The sequence below is a fragment of the Acinetobacter sp. NIPH 298 genome, assembly GCF_000369505.1.
Lineage (GTDB): Bacteria > Pseudomonadota > Gammaproteobacteria > Pseudomonadales > Moraxellaceae > Acinetobacter.
Window position 1 is genome coordinate 1917513 of the sequence record NZ_KB850055.1, and the last position, 17253, is coordinate 1934765.

The following is a 17253-nucleotide window of genomic DNA, read 5'->3' on the forward strand; positions in this document are numbered from 1 at the left end:
CTGGTTTTGGTGTGAGCTGAATGTTTTGCTCAAGTAATTGTTGCTTTAATTCATTTAAACGCTGATCTTGGCGAATAACTTCAAAGGTAGAAACCTGATCTACACTTGGTGGAAGATTTTGGTCAGCAGCGATCGCAGAGAGAGGGATAGATGCTACACATGCAGCATAAAAACGCGTTGTTTTATTCATATTCAAATATACAGAATGTTATGTGATGTTACAAACTGAAACGGAATATACATTATTCATTCAAAGCGAACAAGAATTACTATCATTAATAGAGTGGAAAATAAATAATAAATTCTAATTTGCTGATTTTTATTTAAATTTAATTTTTTGAATTTTAAGTATATTGTTAAGAATATATTAACAACATAAATTTATATTTAACTTTTGATAAAAATTGATATTACTCATTCAATTTTTTCACCTTCTATGTCCAGTAAATTCCAATTTAATATTTGGATTTCACCCGTGTACCCCACAACTTCGTAACAAAAAAAATTGCAAAACAAAACAATTTTAACGATAATTGTAATAATAATATTTCTCATTTACATGGCTGTAAATATGAGCTCGACCCTCTCCTTCAAACGAAACTCACTTTTTCTTGCACTATCAAGCTTAGTCAGCATTAGCCCCTATAGCTTTGCAGCAGATGAAGTATCGCAGCAACTCCCAACGATTCAAGTCAAAGCAACTCAGAATGAAATTTCAGATTCTGAAAGCACCAAAGCCTATACGATTAAAAATAGCTCAAGTGCGACTAAGCTCAATATCGAAGCCAAAGAAACCCCTCAAACCATCAATGTCATCACTCGCCAACAGATCGAAGACTTTGGTTTGACCTCAACACGAGACATTTTAAATAATACCCCTGGCGTGACAGTCAATGCGCTTGAAACGGAACGCGCCGTATATATGGCTCGCGGATTCGAGATTTCAAATATTTTAGTTGATGGCGTAGGTTTTCCCTCAACGGGCTGGAACTATAATGACACCAATCCCGATAGTTACTTTTATGATCGTATCGAAGTCGTTAAAGGGGCAAATGCATTAACCAATGCTTTTGGTGATCCTAGTGCAACCATTAGCTACATTCGCAAACGCCCGACCAAAGAATTTCAAGCCAATACTGGTCTAAGCTATGGCTCATGGGATACTCAACGCTATGAAGCAGATGCCTCTGGTAGTTTAAATGATCGTATACGTGGACGACTGTCTGGCTTTCAACAAACAGGCGACTCATATCGTGATCGTTATTCTTCAGAAAAAAATGGAATTGCAGGTGTTATAGAAGCAGATATTACTGACTCTACCCTTCTCACCATTGGTGCCAGTCAAGAAAAAAATAAACCAAATGCCAACAACTGGGGTGCGATTCCACTGATGGATGGTTCTGGCAAACAACTCAGTTATGATCGCTCATTTAACCCCAATCCAGATTGGGCATATTGGGACAACACTTCTAGAAATGCATTTATCGAACTAAAACAAAAATTCCTAGATACATGGTCTGCTAACCTGAGCTATAACTATAATGAGAAAGATAGTGAAAGCAGACTTCTATACTATTACGGCTATCCAAATGCAGATGGATCAAATGTTGATCTTACCGCCAGTAGCTTTATTGAAAAAAATCGAAAACACAATGTTGACCTTAACTTGAATGGAAAATTTGATTTATTCGGTCGACAACATGATGCAATCATTGGTTATAACTACACAGAAAATAAGCAAAATGACTCAAGAAGTATGGGGACTATTCAAGATAGTAATATAGCAATTTGTCTACGACCTTATGAAGCACAATGTACAACCAATCGGGAAAGTTGGACGCCAAAGCATGTAACGTGGTCGGATTTCATCAAACAAGCCAATTATACCCAACGCAATCAGTCAATTTATGCAGCCACACGTCTACATCTGAATGATGATCTCAAGCTGACACTTGGTGCGAACTACGTCCAAGCCAAGAGCGAAGGCACAAGCTATGGCTCACCGATGAATTACGATGAAAGTAAAGTTTCGCCTTATGCAGGAATTACCTACAACTTTACACCTGAATACACAGGTTATATGAGCTACACCTCGATCTTTCGCCCTCAAACTTCTGTGAATGAAGCCACAGGAAAAGTTGCAGATCCAATCGAAGGTAAAAGCTATGAAGTTGGGGTTAAAAGTGCTTGGTTAGATGACAAACTAACAGGAACCTTCGCGATATTTAGAACTGAACAAAATAACTATCCACTTCGTTCAACAGACGGACATCCTTTAAACCGTAAAGTTGGCATTAGTGATTTACGCTCACAAGGTGTCGAAGTTGGTTTGGCTGGGCAATTAACCGATCAGGTCAATGTTTCTCTTGGTTATGCTCAATTTAGTTTACAAGATCTAAAAAATGGTGGGGCTGCGAGAACTTATAATCCAACTCAAACCTTTAATTTACTGACCACCTATACACCCGCTCAACTACCCAAATTAAAAGTGGGTGCGGGGCTACAGTGGCAAGGAAAAACCTCTGTTTTTGACAATGTAAAATCAGCATATCTAAAACAAAGCGATTATGCGTTGCTTAATCTAATGGCAAGTTATGAAGTCAATAAATACTTTAGCGTTCAAGCCAATGCAAATAATATAACCGATAAAAAATATTTGAATAGTTTTATGTATAGCCAAGCGTTCTATGGCGAACCTGCGAACTATAGCGTTGCGCTTAAATTTAAATATTAATAAATTTAACCCCTTATCTTAATACTAGGATAAGGGGTTAATATTTTAAGCAGCGTTAGGTGCCTGATTTTTAGTTTTTAAATATGCATCCAATGATGCGACCTCATCATTACTCATGCTTAAACCAAGCTTAGAGCGTCTCCAAAGAAGATCCTGACTGGTTATTACCCATTCAAAACGACACAGATAATCCACCTCTCTCACATATAAACCTTGACCAAAATGCTGCCCAAGCTGCGCGACAGAAGTGGCTTCCCCCAGAATATTCCACACACGTGTACCATAAGCAGATGCCCAACGTTTAGCTAAAGACTCTGGTGCATCAGTCACTTGTAGAAGAATTTCCTGAACCAACTGCTCAACAGTATCCATCTTCTCACCACCTGGCAAGACTTCTTTTGCCGTCCAGCGTCCCTGCATTTCTGGGAAGAATGCTTTGAGCTGCTGCATCGCAGATTCGGCCAACTTACGGTAAGTTGTTAATTTTCCACCAAATACAGAAAGCAATGGTGCTTCGCCGACTGCTTGCTTTGACAATGCCAAGGTATAATCACGTGTCACCGCAGAAGGATTATCTGACTCGTCATCACACAACGGACGCACACCAGCAAAAGTCGAAATAATTTGGTCTTGAGTTAATTGTTTTTTAAAATGCTCATTACTCACCTTAACCAAATAGTCAATTTCACCTTGAGTAATTTTCACCTGAGCTGGATCACCTTTGTATTCATGATCCGTTGTTCCAATCATGGTGTATTGATCCAAATAAGGAATCGCAAACACGATACGACGGTCATCATTTTGCATAATAAAGGCTTTATCACCTTCATAAAGCTTCGGCACAACAATATGGCTGCCTTGAATTAAACGAATCCCATACGGTGATTTAAGCTGTAAATCTTGTTTAATAAACTGAGCAACCCATGGACCAGCTGCATTGACCAAAGCCTTGGCTTTGATTTGAAATGCTCCCTGTGCATTTTCCAAATCAACGATCCAGTACTCGCCGTCACGCTTGGCGGATAAACAACGAGTACGTGTCAAAATGTCAGCACCTTTTTCACGCGCATGCATCGCATTCAGCACCACTAAACGTGAGTCATCTACCGCACAATCAGAATACTCAAAACCACGGGTAATCGCCGAGTTTAATGGGCTATCTTCTTTAAAATAAACGTTATTTGAACCCAGTAATTTCTCGCGCTTACCTAGGTGATCATAGAAGAATAGACCTGTACGAATCAGCCAAGCTGGGCGTAAATGGGGACGATGCGGCATGATGAAACGCATTGGGCGAATAATATGTGGCGCTTTATTCAATAACACTTCACGTTCAGCCAACGCCTCTCGCACTAAGCGAAATTCTTTATGCTCTAAATAGCGCAAACCACCATGAATGAGCTTACTGCTTGCGGAAGACGTATGGCTCGCTAAATCATCCTTTTCACATAAAAATACCGACAATCCGCGACCAGCCGCATCGACTGCGATACCCACACCGTTGATACCACCACCAATGATCGCAAGATCATAAATTTTATCTGTTAACTGGGGAGCGTTTTGCATAAATCACCGCAAATTTTCGATATTGTTCAATAATGAAAATTTAAACATATAAAATGAAAATAGACAATAAAAACACGCAACAAAAATGTCAATTTATCGACATTTTTAGACTGATGGTAAAAAATAGAAAGAAAGGGAAAAATGATGATAAGCTTACTAAATATAATATTTACAAGGAATAAAAAATAATTTTATATAAAGTGAATGAAGCAAAAAACAGCTCATTCAAAAAAAGTAACATTTTTTCGAAAATGAATATTTATTTTGCAACAATCAATCCAATATCCAAATCTCTAATGGTTTTCATATATTGATCATTGGGTTGTTGGTCAGTAAAAATACAATCCACTTGTTTAAGCGAACCTAAACGAATCATCGCATTACGCCCAAACTTACTGCTATCCGCCGCTAAAAAAACCTGACGTGCACTAGAAATAATTTCTTGGGAAACACAAACCTCTTGAAAATCGAAATCCAATAACGTGCCATCTTCGTCGATACCACTAATCCCAACCAACGCATAATCTGCTTTAAATTGCTTAAAGAAATCAGCCGTTGCCTGCCCGATCACCCCACCATCAGGGCGGACGCGTCCACTGGCGATCAGTACTTCAAAATCTTCTTTGGTACTCAAAATTTTAGCAACATTTAAATTATTGGTAATAATTTTCAGCCCCGTATGATTTAACAAGGCATGCGCGATAGCTTCAGTTGAAGTACCGATATTGATGAACAATGAAGCATGATCAGGTACTGCTGCGGCAACAGCTTCCGCAATAGAACGCTTTTGTTCAAGCATGTGCCCGACACGCATGGTGTACTCTGTGTTTTCAACACTCGAATCATGTGCTGCGCCGCCATGATAGCGACGCAATAAGCCTTCATCTGCCAACTGATTAATATCACGTCGAATCGTCTGAGGTGTAACATCAAAATATTGGGCAAGTTCTTCAATACTAATATAGCCACGCTCGCGTACTAATTCGAGGGTCTTTTGTTGACGTAATATCAAACTCATGCTCATCCATCCTATGTTATTTCAACTCATCCGATACAGGCACTCAGTCGAACTTAATCCTCATCCCAATCCCGAGTACGACCGACCGCTTTTAACCAGCCTTTGTAGAGCTTCTCAGTTCTATCTCGACTACTTTCAGGCGTAAAAGTGCGCTCGATCGTCATTCTACTCTTCAATTCATTCAGATCCGACCAAAAACCGACAGCCAAACCAGCAAGAAATGCCGCACCCATACCTGTGGTTTCTTTCATTGCAGGACGTTCAACTGAAGTACCTAAGATATCAGCTTGGAATTGCATCAGAAAATTATTGGCTGTGACGCCACCATCAACACGGAGCGTACGTAACTTCTCACCTGAATCTTGCTGCATTGCATCTAAAACATCACGCGTTTGATACGCAATCGATTCCAGCGTCGCACGAATAATATGCTCGATACTAACCCCTCTTGTAATTCCCAAGATTGCACCACGTGCGGTCGGGTCCCAATAAGGAGCTCCAAGTCCAGTAAAGGCTGGAACGACATAGACGCCATTACTATCTTTGACTTTGGTTGCGTAATATTCAGAATCATGCGAATCATTAATCGCTTTCATTTCATCACGTAACCATTGCACACACGAGCCACCATTAAACACAGCACCCTCAAGTGCATAGTTCACTTCGCCTTTTGCACCGCATGCGATGGTGGTCAATAAGCCATGGTCCGACTGAACAATGCGCTTTCCTGTATTCATTAACAAGAAACAGCCTGTGCCGTAGGTATTTTTTGCTTGTCCTACTTCAACACACATTTGACCAAATAATGCGGCTTGTTGATCCCCTGCGATACCAGCGATCGGAATGCCTATTTCTTGTCCACTGATAGTATGCGTGTATCCATAAACCTCTGAAGAGCTACGCACTTCAGGCAACATTGCTTTAGGGATGTTTAAAGCTTCAAGTAGCTTATCGTCCCATTCCAATGTTTCAATGTTAAATAACATGGTCCGAGAGGCATTGGTATAATCCGTCACATGAGCTTGACCGTTGGTGAGTTTCCAAATAAGCCATGTATCGATTGTACCGAATAGCAGTTCTCCACGTTCCGCACGCTCACGACTGCCTTCGACCCGATCAAGGATCCATTTAATTTTTGTCGCTGAAAAATAAGGATCAATCACTAAACCCGTGACTTTACGTACATAGTCTTGCCAGCCATCCTGACGAAGCTGATTACAAATTTCATTGCTTTGACGGCTTTGCCATACAATGGCATTGTAAATAGGTTTACCTGTTTTTTTATCCCAAATCACCGTCGTTTCACGTTGGTTGGTAATCCCAATCGCAGCAATTTGATCACTTGAAATACTCGCTTGCGCTAACGCTTCAACCCACACTGCGCTTTGGGTCGCCCAGATTTCCATCGGATCATGCTCAACCCAACCTGGTTGTGGGTAAATTTGCGTAAATTCACGCTGAGCAATGGTGATGACATTCGCATCGTGATCCAATACGATCGCACGTGAACTCGTTGTACCTTGATCAAATGCAACCACATATTTTTTTTGACTATCTGTAGAGATCATGACATACCTATCCAGACTGGCCTGATGTATTAGAGCAAAAAATTAAACGTCCGAAAAAACGGAGAGTAATACTGCAATAAAGCAACGACTTCTGTATTAAATTAAAAACTGGGGCGATTATATGCAAAATTGTTCGCAAACGAAAATTCTTTCTTTATTTTTGAATACAAAAGTGACGAAAAGACCAGTTTTTAAAGATTACTCACAATTCAAAAATCATTTTATGCGATACTAAAAACATAAATAACAGGATCATTGATATGAAAAAAACCAATTTATTCTTTATTGTAAGCGGTACACTTTTGATTGCTGCATGTCAGACAAGCTCACATCAATATAATGGTGCAAAGGGTTATCAAATTGAAGATAAAACAGCAACTTCGGCGACGATTGCCTATACACTTTCTGCACGTGGCAATGCAAATGTGGATGAGAAAAAATTGCAGCATGCCTGTAAACAAGTGCTCGGTGTAGAAAAAAATTATAAAATTTCAATTCTAAGCACCAATGAAATCATGAACCCCACCGCACAAGAAAAGTATGGTGTTCAGCTTGGTACCAGTCGCACAACTTTTGGTCTATCCAACTCCCCTGATTTAAATAACAGTGAAGGTTATGCCACTCGTCAAGCACTTGAGACTCGACCAACCACACTTACTGTCGTTCGTTATACCTGTTCTTAATGACATAGATATAAAATGGATGTATGCAGATATTGATGATGAATACATCCAACCAAGCTTATTTTTTTAGCACATCATGAATAGATGAATCTTTATCGAACACAGATTTTGCAAAAGGACACAAAGGAATCACTTTGACGTGGCGTTCTCTTACAAATTCGACCAATGCATCTAATAATTGGCGACCAATGCCTTTCCCACGAAATTGATCACTGACATCGGTATGGTCAATAATCAGCATCTCATTACCCGCCCATGTATAAGCCATCTCACCTGCCAATACATCACCATCGACAAGCTTAAATACGCCATGTTTACCATCATCAACTTGTTGAATATTCATACTATGTCTCTTTTATCAATAAATGTTATTGGATGAAACTTAAATCGGTCATCTCATTATTTCATTCAATGTTTTAACATGATGTTGCGTGGTGCTATGTTGCGATTTTATATCTTATCAAGCTACGATAAATATTGTTTTAGATAAGCTAGCGGCTTATTTGGTGCGATAGAAACTCACATTTTTAAACTCTTTCGCTTCATCCAAATCAGGCCAAGTCGTTGCACTACGTTCATCAATCTTTATATATTTTGGGTGGCTAAAATTTTTAACTCGACTGTCAGCAACCCAAACCTCAGGTGCTAATTTCAAAAACTCATCTAAAAAGAAACGATTGCACTGATCATAAAGTACATCAGCAGCGAGCAAGACATCCACTTGTTCTGATTTATAGAGATCATCGAGATATTCAAGCTCTACATCATTTAAGAGCGCATTTTCACGACATGATTCAAGACTAATAGGGTCAATATCACAACAAATAACGCGTTTTGCTCCCGCCATTTTTGCAGCAATTGCAACCACACCTGAACCTGCACCGAAGTCCAACACCACCTTATCTTTGACATGATGTGGCTCTGCCAATAACCATTGGGCCATTGCCAAACCAGATGCCCAACAAAAAATCCAATACGGCGTTTCATTCCAAATACGTCGAATGACTTCATCATCCAAACGATCTGTAGGAAATACTGGTGGTATCAGCCATAAAGAAATCGGCGTTTCAGGTAGTTGTTGTGCCAATAAGTCAGTGCTTGGAATCACATCATGCAATGCTTTCAGCAATTGTTCTGGTGCTTTAGCGAATTGAAAAGTACAGCTCATATCGTTTCTTTAATTCTTTTAAGTCCCCCCTCTTTTATAAAGAGGGGGTTAGAGGGAGATTTAGCCTAATGCTTTTTCAGCAGCTTCAACTGTTTGACGAATCAAAGTGGTAATCGTCATAGGACCTACTCCACCAGGAACAGGTGTATAAGCAGAAGCAACCTCTTCAATACCGACTAATTGGATATCACCAACACCACCGCCATCACGTGGATGGAAACCAGCATCAACCACAACAGCACCTTGCTTAATCCAATCTTTTTGAATCAATTCCGCTTTACCCACTGCACCCACGATAATGTCGGCTTGTTTAACCAACTCAGCAAGATTTTGTGTGCGTGAATGACAGATCGTAACGGTTGCATTGGCTTGCAATAGCATCATTGCCATTGGTTTACCTAAAATCGCAGAGCGACCAACCACTACGGCATGTTTACCTGCAATTTCAATCTTGTTTTCTTGCAAAATGGTCATGATGCCTGCTGGGGTCGCTGAACCATACGCAGACTCACCCATCGCCATACGGCCAAAACCTAAGCAAGTTACACCATCGACATCTTTTGCCAATGAAATTGCATCAAAACAAGCTCTTTCATCAATTTGTTCTGGCACTGGGTGTTGCAACAAAATCCCGTGTACATCAGGATTTGCATTCAATTTTTCAATTTCTGCAAGCAATTGTTCAGTTGTCGTCTCTTTCGGAAGCTCAACTTTAAGCGAATCCATTCCTACACGACGGCAAGCATTACCTTTCATACGCACATAAGTTGCCGATGCACCATCATCACCAACTAAGATTGTTGCCAAAATTGGGGTACGCCCCGATTTTGCTTTTAATGCTTCTACACGTACCAACAAATCCGCTTCGATTTGTGTTGCCAATGCACGACCGTCTAAAACCAATGCCACAGCGCATCTCCAAAATGGGTATGAATCAATTGCGTAAATAATACATGATAATTTGAGCAATATTCTTTTAGATGCTGTTTTTATGTGCATATTCGCGACAAACACTATTGTTTTTTTTCTAAAGATTGCTAATATGTGCATCACCAAGAGATGGCGGGGTGGCAGAGTGGTCATGCAGCGGACTGCAACTCCGTGTACGCCGGTTCGATTCCGACCTCCGCCTCCATTGGTAAAGCCCGAGTGGTGAAATCGGTAGACACAGGGGATTTAAAATCCCCCGCCCACAAAGCGTGCCAGTTCGAGTCTGGCCTCGGGCACCATTTTCAGCTAATGAAATATGGTGCAAAAAATTCCAGCGTAAGCTGGTTTTTTTATGCCTGAAATTTAGCGAAGTATAAAAAAAGCCAAGTACACTGACTTGGCTTTTTTGTTCTTAGACTTATGCGACTTGCTGTGCAGTCTGCATCGGCAATAAATTCACATCTAAGACCAATTGATGCTGTCGGCTTGCATCCACCGTATATTCTGCTGTTTTAATCGAATCGACATAAATCCATTGTGATTGAACTTGTGTTTCATCAAATTGAACCATCAAATAACCTCGTTGATTCAAATTGCAGTAATTTAATTCATCAATCAACGCCGTAAATGCAAACTCGAATTGTTGAAGCTGTGCCGTAGGGATATTAAGGTATTTTTCCATCCCTGGCGAAGATACAGAACTGGTTGCCAGCTCAACGCCAACAAAAGCACCATCTTTACTATATAAATTAGACGACCACGCATTATGCGTATCCCCTGCAAGGACCACGACTTTCTTTTTTAACTGCGCCAAAGTGCCATATAGAATCTCACGTTCAGCAAAATAACCATCCCAAGCATCTAGGTTATAAGGAGCGACAGTCAGCACACGTGCTTTTTCCTGCTCAGTAAGGCTTGGATCACCTTGTTTAAGACGCATTTTCAGAGTCACTAATTCAGTAATCTGAGTCGTCATTTGATTTAATGTGTCTGTGCTTGGATTGCCTGAAGTAATTTCTGCAAGCGACAATAATAATTCAGCTGGAATTAGCATTTTGGTCATAAGAATCTGCTGACCCAATACATTCCATGTTGCGGTGGATTGTTGTAATTTCCCCAGCAACCAATCACGTTGGGTATAGCCCATCAAAGTGCGTGCAGGATTGGTTAAATCTTGTTGAAACTTTTGAATATCCAAACCTGAAGCAGTCAAATAGTCTGCATAATCAAGTTGTTTATCTCGTGCTAAAATTCGGGTATCCAGCATGGTCAGTTGTACCAGATTGCCAAAATCAAACTGACGATAAATATTTAAATGATCTGTCTCAGATACTGGACGAATCGGCATCCATTCAAAATAGGCTTGTAATGCTGCAAGTTTACGCTCAAGGAAACTACCTTCGTTTTCCTGATGATTCTCCGCACCCTCTTTCCAAGTATCATTCGCCAACTCATGATCATCCCAAATGACAATAAATGGATGGCGTTGATGCAAGGCTTGTAGATCTTTATCGCTACGATACAGCGCATAGCGCTTGCGATAATCATCTAATTTAATAATTTCTTGGCTATTATCAGCTGCCAAGCTTCTTCCGAGTTTGGCTGCATCTTCTGAGGCATAACCATCCGCACCGTACTCATAAATGTAGTCGCCTAAATGAATCACCACATCGACATTTTGCTTTGCCATTTCACGATACACATAGAAATAGCCAGCGGGATAATTCGAACAAGAACAGACTGCGAAACTGACTTTCGAAGTACTGGTAGGCAATGTTTTGGTTTGTCCAACGGGAGACTTTTTATCACCAAAAATAAAGCGATAGTAATAGTTTTGATTCGGTGTCAAACCTGTTGCATCGACCTTAACCGTAAAATCTTGTGCTGCTGCCGTTGTCACCTTATCCGTCTTAACGATTTGCTTAAATTGATCATCCAATGCAATTTCCCAAGTGACTTGCAAACGTGAACTTGAATCGTTTGGGCTAAGACGTGTCCAAAGAATCACACGATCCTGCAATGGATCACCGCTCGCCACACCATGATCAAAACTGACTTTCAGCGCATTGCTTTCTTTATCTGAACTATTATTACACCCTGTAAAACCTGCGGATAAAGACAAAGCCCCAAAACCAAATAAACTCTTTTGAATCAGTTCCCGTCGTGAAATTTTTGCTGTCATTTGATGGCTACCTTGGTTTTTATTACTTTAAACAAATAAAACTAAAGTAGGTAGATGAAGGTTTGATCTCAATTTAATGAAAAATTTATGAAAAATAGCGGATTTAGCTTATTTTTTATGAGATAAGCACATGAATTGACTGAAAAGAAAGCAAATAATTCGTTTCACTCTTGCCAAGTTTTAAAGTGTCCTCTATTATTGCGCACATGCCCGAGTGGTGAAATCGGTAGACACAGGGGATTTAAAATCCCCCGCCCACAAAGCGTGCCAGTTCGAGTCTGGCCTCGGGCACCATTTTTCAACAATGAAATTTGGTGCGTAAAAAAATCCAGCCTAAGCTGGTTTTTTTATGCCTGAAATTCGGTCAGCTTAATACTGGATCAACTGAAAATTTGGATGATCTGCGAGTTGCTGTAAATAATAACGTTCTTTTTGATAAAAATATTTGTACATTCGATTGACCCACTCACCACGTCGAAAAGTGAGTACTTTTTTATTGACACCATCGTAGCTCAACAAAACAATATCGCCACCCTCTTGGTTCAATAGCGTAATTCGATAACTATGTGGTGCATGTAAATGAGAGGCACTGAGTTCTCTGACGATTTCAACTTTATGCTCACCATCAAGCCAATATTGTTTATCAACCAATGCCTTTTCATTGACCCAAAATCCCGTTTCCGCGCCATCATATGTATCAATCAAGAAAAAATGATGTAACTCTTTTAATAACTCAGATGCAGTGATATCCAAATAATCATTCATATCGACCTCTACTCATTTAAATTTTTATAATTCATGTCACTATTTTCGTGGTTCATCCCAGCCAGATAGCAACGTCATGAGCAAGTTTTTAAAAGATCAAAAAATGATTATTTTATTCAAGTTATTGTCATTTAAAGAAAATTGCTCTTTTATCTCAAAGATATATAGGGCGATTTAGAGAATCAATATTTTTTTCTTAGGCTGTCATGAAAATCAGATAAAAAGAAATTTATGCCAAATCAGGTGTTTATACAAACTTAATTATAATTAAAAAATAAATATATCCACATGATTTTAAAGTGATTTAGCTAAGACTTGGCTAAATCACTTTATTCATGATATACACAACGATTGCTATTGGTCGCGTGTTTTTACATCAAAAAGTTCAATTTCAAAAGTCAGATTTGAGTTTGCAGGGATAATTTTCCCCATCTTACGTTCACCGTAAGCTAAATGTGCAGGTACGATGAGTTTACGCTTTCCACCCACACGCATACCCATAATGCCTTGATCCCATCCTTTAATTACACGTCCTGTGCCAATCACAGTTTCAAAGTAATTACCACGATCAAGTGAAGAATCGAACTGGGTTCCATCTTCTAACCAACCAGTATAATGTGTGGTGATTAAAGCACCTTTTACCGCTTCTTTACCTTCACCTACTTTTAAATCAATAATCTGTAACTCTGCGCTCATTTTTGTCTCTCCAAACTCAGCTCAATTCAGGGTGTATTCACTATTATTGCAATTGTTGCCACTGAATGTCGACTTGGCCTTTGTCACTCAACAATGTCCATTCACCATCCATGATGTTTAACTGCAACTGCATGGTACGCTCACATAATTGCTCAAGTGCTTGGGTGGTTTGAGTAGAAAGCTGCCAAACTTCAACATTGCTCAGTGTTTTGATTTTGGTACTTTTCTGCCACCAATCATTTGCTTGTGCGCCATAGGTCACCACGGCAACACTTTTACATCGCGCACTGGCTTTTTTCACTTTATCTTCAGATGGACAACCCACTTCAATCCATTTTTCTAACAAGCCCGTCAGATCTTTTTGCCATAAAGCAGGCTCATCTGTTTCAAATAGATCTTTGGTGAAATCCAAATGTTCATCTGCATAACGCGCATAAGCAAGGATACGCACCATTAATCGCTCAATCGTTTCTGATGGGTGTTGAGCAAGGGTCAGTTGATAATCTGCATAAATATGCTGATCCATATTGGCAATATTTAGGTCTGCCTTATATATCGTTGCTTTTAACGCCATTGCTTCATGTCCTCAAATTTGGCGCTAAGCATACTCTATTTTTGCTAGAAAATGATGCGATTTGTGAATCAACTCGACTCATCTAGGCGACACGCCAAGAGTTGTTTTTCAAACTCAAACCAGTCCTGTTGCACCTGACAAATGATTTCTATTCGATTATCAATACTTGCTTCTACCGACTTATAGTTAAACTGTTGCGGATTGAAATTAAAACTTTTCCAGCCTTGATCGGTATTAAATATTCCTTTGATCCGAACCCAATCCTGCTGTGCGCACAATAGATCCAATAAATCATAAAAGTTGAATTGCCAACGTTTGGAAAACTTCCAACCAGCGACCGTAAATCCTTGCGCAGTTTCAATATAATGGTAGGGCAACTGTTTGATTTCTTGTTCCGCAGCATCACCGAGCTGTGTTTTTTGCAATCGCAGTAAAGGTTGGATTTTTCGTTGCAAAGGCAGCTGGATAAGATCAAGCTGATCTAGCCAGACTTTTCCATGCTCCGCTTCGATCCAATGCTGGACATAAGTCTGATATTCTTGTTTTAACGCTAAATACGCATCTTGGTCGGCTTCGGTCATACAATCAATATGGGACAATACAACAATTTGTGCCGCTTTGAGCTGGTCGGTATATAGATTCTGCTGTACCCAATCATGGTCATGCAAACGACTGCCATCAATCACGATCACCAGTGCACGCATTTCTAGACTACTCTGCCAATGTGGCTCTGTTAGCTGATCGAGTAATTGTGCTGGATGCCCCAAGCCCGTTGGTTCAATGAATAAACGATCGGGTTTGCTTTCACTTAATAAACGCGCCAACGCAATTTGCATCGGCAATTGACTGCTACAACACAAACAACCGCCCAACAACTCTTTGACGGTATAACCATCCTGTTGGCTGATTAGTTGTTGATCTACCCCAATCTGCCCGAACTCGTTCATCAAAATCGCCCAAACTTCATGCTCAGGTTTTTGTGCTAATAAATGCTGTAATAATGTGGTCTTCCCTGCACCTAAAAAGCCAGAAATAATATGTGTTGGAACTGCTTTGGGCGAAATGAATTTCACGACATACTCAGGAACAAGGATTTATTGCATTGTAATGCGAAAAAAACAGGAAAAGAAATAATCAGCGATCAAACAACCAAACCTTAATAAAGGCTCACTTAAACATATTAATGAGACCACTATCACATAGTTAATCTAATAACCTTATTCAAAATACAAATATGAATGGTTTATTCAATTAAGTAATTCTAATGAACTCACTAGCAATGTTTAATCTGCGTAAACAGTTAGTTTGTTTTTTATCCAAAAAAACATATTTCCATACATTTTAGCACGCAATAATTGGCTATTCATTTACAGAGTAACCACATAAAGTCCTTCAATATTTCAAATTGTTAAGCTTGGCGTAATAGATTGTTAAGGTTATTGCCGTAAATAGATTTGGCACATAGCATGAGCACATGTCTTGATTTGTGGCTTATCTACAAATCAGGCTGTTTTTTAATGAAACTGAAATTAAAGGATGCCAACAATGAAACTTATCAAAACACTTCTTGCTACGACGCTTACTCTTGCTGCTGCGACTACATTTGCTGCGTCAGCTAACGAAGCACAAACTGAAGACCGTGTTGTTGTTTCAACTCAAGAACAACCAGCGACTGATGCAACAAGCGAAGCTGCTCCTGCATCTGAACCAGTAGCAAACTAATATAGATTTTAAAAGCTACCTCTGCTTTTTTAAATCGATTTATTATGATTTGATCCTATTTCATAATAAATAAAAAAAGATCGAACCATGCTGCGGTTCGATCTTTTTTATGGGCTAAATAAAAATTAAGGCGAAGACTTAAACATACTGCATGAGGGTTGATGAACTTCTTGTAGGCGCCTTTCTTTCCGTTGCTCTGCTGCTTCGAAACGACAACGCTTCCAATCAGTATCTAATTTTAAAGATGGAACTTGTTTCGGTTGGCGCTGTTCATCAACAGCAACCATGGTGAAATAACAGGTGTTGGTGTGTCTGATACTACGTTTTTGAATATTTTGGGCTTCGACGCGAATCCCTATTTCCATTGAAGTACGGCCAACATGGTTTACACTCGCTAAAAATGTCACCAATTCACCAACATAAATGGGTTCTTTAAAATTGACTTTATCAACAGATAGCGTCACCACGTAACTGCCTGAATAACGACTAGCGCAAGCATAAGCGACTTGGTCAAGCAGTTTTAAAATAGCGCCACCATGTACATTACCAGAAAAGTTTGCCATATCTGGTGTCATCAAAACCGACATTGTAAGCTCTGATTGATCATCAGGCGTCTGATGGAATTGATCTAGTTGATCCATGTTTGGGACTCATAGCGGAAAACAGCACCACTATTATCACTCATTCATGATCGCAAACATATATCTAAATCAATCAAACACTGTCGCTTGCTCGAGGAGCGATTGTTTTACCTATCACGAGAACGTATTTCTAACTTAAATTTGCGGAATTCATGAGACCAAATACCCCATTGACGATCATATCAACCGCAATCGTCCCGATGAGCAATGCAGCTAAGCGCCCCACGATATCAAAATAACGGTCAATGTATTTTGCATGTTTATAGCGTAAATGATCATGCCCATACTTCATGAGAATCAAAATACTACAGGTCAAGAACAACGTGACAGCAATCACAGCGACTGCAGCTGTAAAAGGTAAGGTTACCCCCGTGACCACTGCCGCACTAATCGTTCCCGGCCCAATCATAAATGGCATCGCAATCGTTCCAGCTAAGTGCTCAGGTGCACCACGCATTTCACCGATGGTATCAGCCCCCTGAAATACATAACGATAGCCAATCACTAAGAAAATTAAGCCACCAAAAATTTGAAAAGACTCAAAACGGACATTCAAATATCGACTAAAAATATTCTCGCCGCCCCACGCGAATAAAACAAAAACAATGAAGGCAATCAAGCTCCCTTGAATAAGGGCTTTATTAAATACCGTTACATCAGTATTTCGGATAATCCCCACCATATAGACACTCATAAGGAAGGGATTTAACAATGCGAAAAACAACGCAAAAGCATGAACATAAGAAGAAAACATAAAATACTCGTGCACATCACTATGGATGTTCTTTGAAAATTAATTTGAGAATGAAATAAGCTATCTATTAAGGATCTGTTTACAGCACATGCTAGAATTTATTTACTACTAACGAGCTTTTGTTAAGGTAAAATTAGCCCCTACCCAACATGTGAATCTGTAAACTTACAATTTGATTATCTAAGGTTTTAATCATAAATTTAATCCCCTTGATCACGGTGAAGCTCGATAGTTACTTCATATCATGAATCG

Annotated in this window: 16 protein-coding genes, 3 tRNA genes and 1 pseudogene; 6 read left to right on the forward strand and 14 right to left on the reverse strand. The window is 39.6% G+C overall.

Going from position 1 to position 17253, the window contains the following annotated elements:
• A pseudogene (locus F903_RS16720) lies at nt 1-190 on the reverse strand (ShlB/FhaC/HecB family hemolysin secretion/activation protein); the annotation flags it as partial.
• A gap of 369 nt (nt 191-559) precedes the next feature.
• Between F903_RS16720 and F903_RS13835 the strand changes: the two are divergent.
• The gene (locus F903_RS13835; RefSeq protein ID WP_005197912.1) at nt 560-2734 is read left to right on the forward strand and encodes a TonB-dependent siderophore receptor; all 2175 of its coding nucleotides are present in this window, start codon (nt 560-562) and stop codon (nt 2732-2734) included.
• 45 nt (nt 2735-2779) lie between these two features.
• Here the strand turns inward: F903_RS13835 and glpD are convergent, their stop codons facing one another.
• The 3 genes from glpD to glpK form a co-directional block, all read right to left on the reverse strand.
• On the reverse strand, nt 2780-4300 hold the full coding sequence (gene glpD / locus F903_RS13840) for a glycerol-3-phosphate dehydrogenase (protein WP_005197914.1): 1521 nt from the start codon (nt 4298-4300) through the stop codon (nt 2780-2782).
• A 259-nt stretch (nt 4301-4559) separates the two neighbouring features.
• Nucleotides 4560-5318 carry a DeoR/GlpR family DNA-binding transcription regulator gene (locus F903_RS13845; protein WP_004670322.1) on the reverse strand — a complete coding sequence of 253 codons (759 nt, stop codon included), beginning with the start codon at nt 5316-5318 and terminating at the stop codon, nt 4560-4562.
• A 53-nt stretch (nt 5319-5371) separates the two neighbouring features.
• Nucleotides 5372-6886 (reverse strand): glycerol kinase GlpK, encoded by a 1515-nt coding sequence (gene glpK, locus F903_RS13850; protein WP_005197918.1) that lies wholly within the window; start codon nt 6884-6886, stop codon nt 5372-5374.
• A 260-nt stretch (nt 6887-7146) separates the two neighbouring features.
• Between glpK and F903_RS13855 the strand changes: the two genes are divergently transcribed.
• On the forward strand, nt 7147-7569 hold the full coding sequence (locus F903_RS13855) for a hypothetical protein (RefSeq protein ID WP_005197920.1): 423 nt from the start codon (nt 7147-7149) through the stop codon (nt 7567-7569).
• A 58-nt stretch (nt 7570-7627) separates the two neighbouring features.
• On the opposite strand, the gene F903_RS13860 is transcribed toward F903_RS13855, so the two are convergent.
• From F903_RS13860 to folD, 3 genes are all read right to left on the reverse strand, one after another.
• Nucleotides 7628-7912 carry a GNAT family N-acetyltransferase gene (locus F903_RS13860; RefSeq protein ID WP_005197922.1) on the reverse strand — a complete coding sequence of 95 codons (285 nt, stop codon included), beginning with the start codon at nt 7910-7912 and terminating at the stop codon, nt 7628-7630.
• A 156-nt stretch (nt 7913-8068) separates the two neighbouring features.
• Nucleotides 8069-8737 carry a class I SAM-dependent methyltransferase gene (locus tag F903_RS13865; protein ID WP_005197924.1) on the reverse strand — a complete coding sequence of 223 codons (669 nt, stop codon included), beginning with the start codon at nt 8735-8737 and terminating at the stop codon, nt 8069-8071.
• Nucleotides 8738-8797: 60 nt separating this feature from the next.
• Nucleotides 8798-9646: a bifunctional methylenetetrahydrofolate dehydrogenase/methenyltetrahydrofolate cyclohydrolase FolD gene (gene folD, locus F903_RS13870; protein ID WP_005197928.1), complete on the reverse strand. Its 849-nt coding sequence runs from the start codon at nt 9644-9646 to the stop codon at nt 8798-8800.
• A gap of 152 nt (nt 9647-9798) precedes the next feature.
• Between folD and F903_RS13875 the strand changes: the two genes are divergently transcribed.
• Together F903_RS13875 and F903_RS13880 are read left to right on the forward strand one after the other, a co-directional pair.
• Nucleotides 9799-9872: transfer RNA gene (locus F903_RS13875), tRNA-Cys, on the forward strand.
• Nucleotides 9873-9880: 8 nt separating this feature from the next.
• Nucleotides 9881-9966, forward strand: a tRNA-Leu gene (locus tag F903_RS13880).
• Nucleotides 9967-10085: 119 nt separating this feature from the next.
• Here the strand turns inward: F903_RS13880 and F903_RS13885 are convergent.
• Nucleotides 10086-11849 carry an alkaline phosphatase D family protein gene (locus tag F903_RS13885; RefSeq protein ID WP_005197930.1) on the reverse strand — a complete coding sequence of 588 codons (1764 nt, stop codon included), beginning with the start codon at nt 11847-11849 and terminating at the stop codon, nt 10086-10088.
• A gap of 208 nt (nt 11850-12057) precedes the next feature.
• Here F903_RS13885 and F903_RS13890 point away from each other — a divergent pair.
• Nucleotides 12058-12143, forward strand: a tRNA-Leu gene (locus F903_RS13890).
• 75 nt (nt 12144-12218) lie between these two features.
• On the opposite strand, the gene F903_RS13895 is transcribed toward F903_RS13890, so the two are convergent.
• The 4 genes from F903_RS13895 to F903_RS13910 all read right to left on the reverse strand — a co-directional run bounded on the left by F903_RS13895 (nt 12219) and on the right by F903_RS13910 (nt 14957).
• Nucleotides 12219-12614 (reverse strand): hypothetical protein, encoded by a 396-nt coding sequence (locus F903_RS13895; RefSeq protein WP_004670307.1) that lies wholly within the window; start codon nt 12612-12614, stop codon nt 12219-12221.
• A 354-nt stretch (nt 12615-12968) separates the two neighbouring features.
• Nucleotides 12969-13310, reverse strand: coding sequence for an FKBP-type peptidyl-prolyl cis-trans isomerase (locus F903_RS13900; protein ID WP_004670305.1), 342 nt, complete (start codon nt 13308-13310; stop codon nt 12969-12971).
• 43 nt (nt 13311-13353) lie between these two features.
• Nucleotides 13354-13884, reverse strand: a complete 531-nt coding sequence (locus F903_RS13905) for a YaeQ family protein (RefSeq protein ID WP_005197931.1) — start codon at nt 13882-13884, stop codon at nt 13354-13356.
• Between the two features lie 68 nt (nt 13885-13952).
• On the reverse strand, nt 13953-14957 hold the full coding sequence (locus F903_RS13910; protein ID WP_005197932.1) for a CobW family GTP-binding protein: 1005 nt from the start codon (nt 14955-14957) through the stop codon (nt 13953-13955).
• Nucleotides 14958-15429: 472 nt separating this feature from the next.
• On the opposite strand from F903_RS13910, the gene F903_RS16725 reads away from it, so the two are divergent.
• The gene (locus F903_RS16725) at nt 15430-15606 is read left to right on the forward strand and encodes a hypothetical protein (RefSeq protein WP_005197933.1); all 177 of its coding nucleotides are present in this window, start codon (nt 15430-15432) and stop codon (nt 15604-15606) included.
• 125 nt (nt 15607-15731) lie between these two features.
• On the opposite strand, the gene F903_RS13915 is transcribed toward F903_RS16725, so the two are convergent.
• Together F903_RS13915 and F903_RS13920 are read right to left on the reverse strand one after the other, a co-directional pair.
• Nucleotides 15732-16247, reverse strand: a complete 516-nt coding sequence (locus F903_RS13915) for an acyl-CoA thioesterase (protein ID WP_004670298.1) — start codon at nt 16245-16247, stop codon at nt 15732-15734.
• A gap of 130 nt (nt 16248-16377) precedes the next feature.
• Entirely contained in the window at nt 16378-17001 is a 624-nt protein-coding gene (locus F903_RS13920) for a MarC family protein (RefSeq protein WP_005197943.1), read from the reverse strand.
• Nucleotides 17002-17253 lie beyond the last annotated feature (252 nt).

Excerpts from the sequence above, each read along its gene's own strand:
- F903_RS13920 (WP_005197943.1), bottom strand. The coding sequence starts at position 17,001 with ATGTTTTCTTCTTATGTTCATGCTTTTGCGTTGTTTTTCGCATTGTTA.
- F903_RS13915 (WP_004670298.1), bottom strand. The coding sequence starts at position 16,247 with ATGGATCAACTAGATCAATTCCATCAGACGCCTGATGATCAATCAGAG.
- F903_RS13905 (WP_005197931.1), bottom strand. The coding sequence starts at position 13,884 with ATGGCGTTAAAAGCAACGATATATAAGGCAGACCTAAATATTGCCAAT.
- F903_RS13845 (WP_004670322.1), bottom strand. The coding sequence starts at position 5,318 with ATGAGTTTGATATTACGTCAACAAAAGACCCTCGAATTAGTACGCGAG.
- F903_RS13865 (WP_005197924.1), bottom strand. The coding sequence starts at position 8,737 with ATGAGCTGTACTTTTCAATTCGCTAAAGCACCAGAACAATTGCTGAAA.
- F903_RS13855 (WP_005197920.1), top strand. The coding sequence starts at position 7,147 with ATGAAAAAAACCAATTTATTCTTTATTGTAAGCGGTACACTTTTGATT.
- F903_RS13900 (WP_004670305.1), bottom strand. The coding sequence starts at position 13,310 with ATGAGCGCAGAGTTACAGATTATTGATTTAAAAGTAGGTGAAGGTAAA.
- F903_RS13835 (WP_005197912.1), top strand. The coding sequence starts at position 560 with ATGGCTGTAAATATGAGCTCGACCCTCTCCTTCAAACGAAACTCACTT.
- F903_RS13885 (WP_005197930.1), bottom strand. The coding sequence starts at position 11,849 with ATGACAGCAAAAATTTCACGACGGGAACTGATTCAAAAGAGTTTATTT.
- glpD (WP_005197914.1), bottom strand. The coding sequence starts at position 4,300 with ATGCAAAACGCTCCCCAGTTAACAGATAAAATTTATGATCTTGCGATC.
- glpK (WP_005197918.1), bottom strand. The coding sequence starts at position 6,886 with ATGATCTCTACAGATAGTCAAAAAAAATATGTGGTTGCATTTGATCAA.
- F903_RS16725 (WP_005197933.1), top strand. The coding sequence starts at position 15,430 with ATGAAACTTATCAAAACACTTCTTGCTACGACGCTTACTCTTGCTGCT.
- F903_RS13895 (WP_004670307.1), bottom strand. The coding sequence starts at position 12,614 with ATGAATGATTATTTGGATATCACTGCATCTGAGTTATTAAAAGAGTTA.
- F903_RS13860 (WP_005197922.1), bottom strand. The coding sequence starts at position 7,912 with ATGAATATTCAACAAGTTGATGATGGTAAACATGGCGTATTTAAGCTT.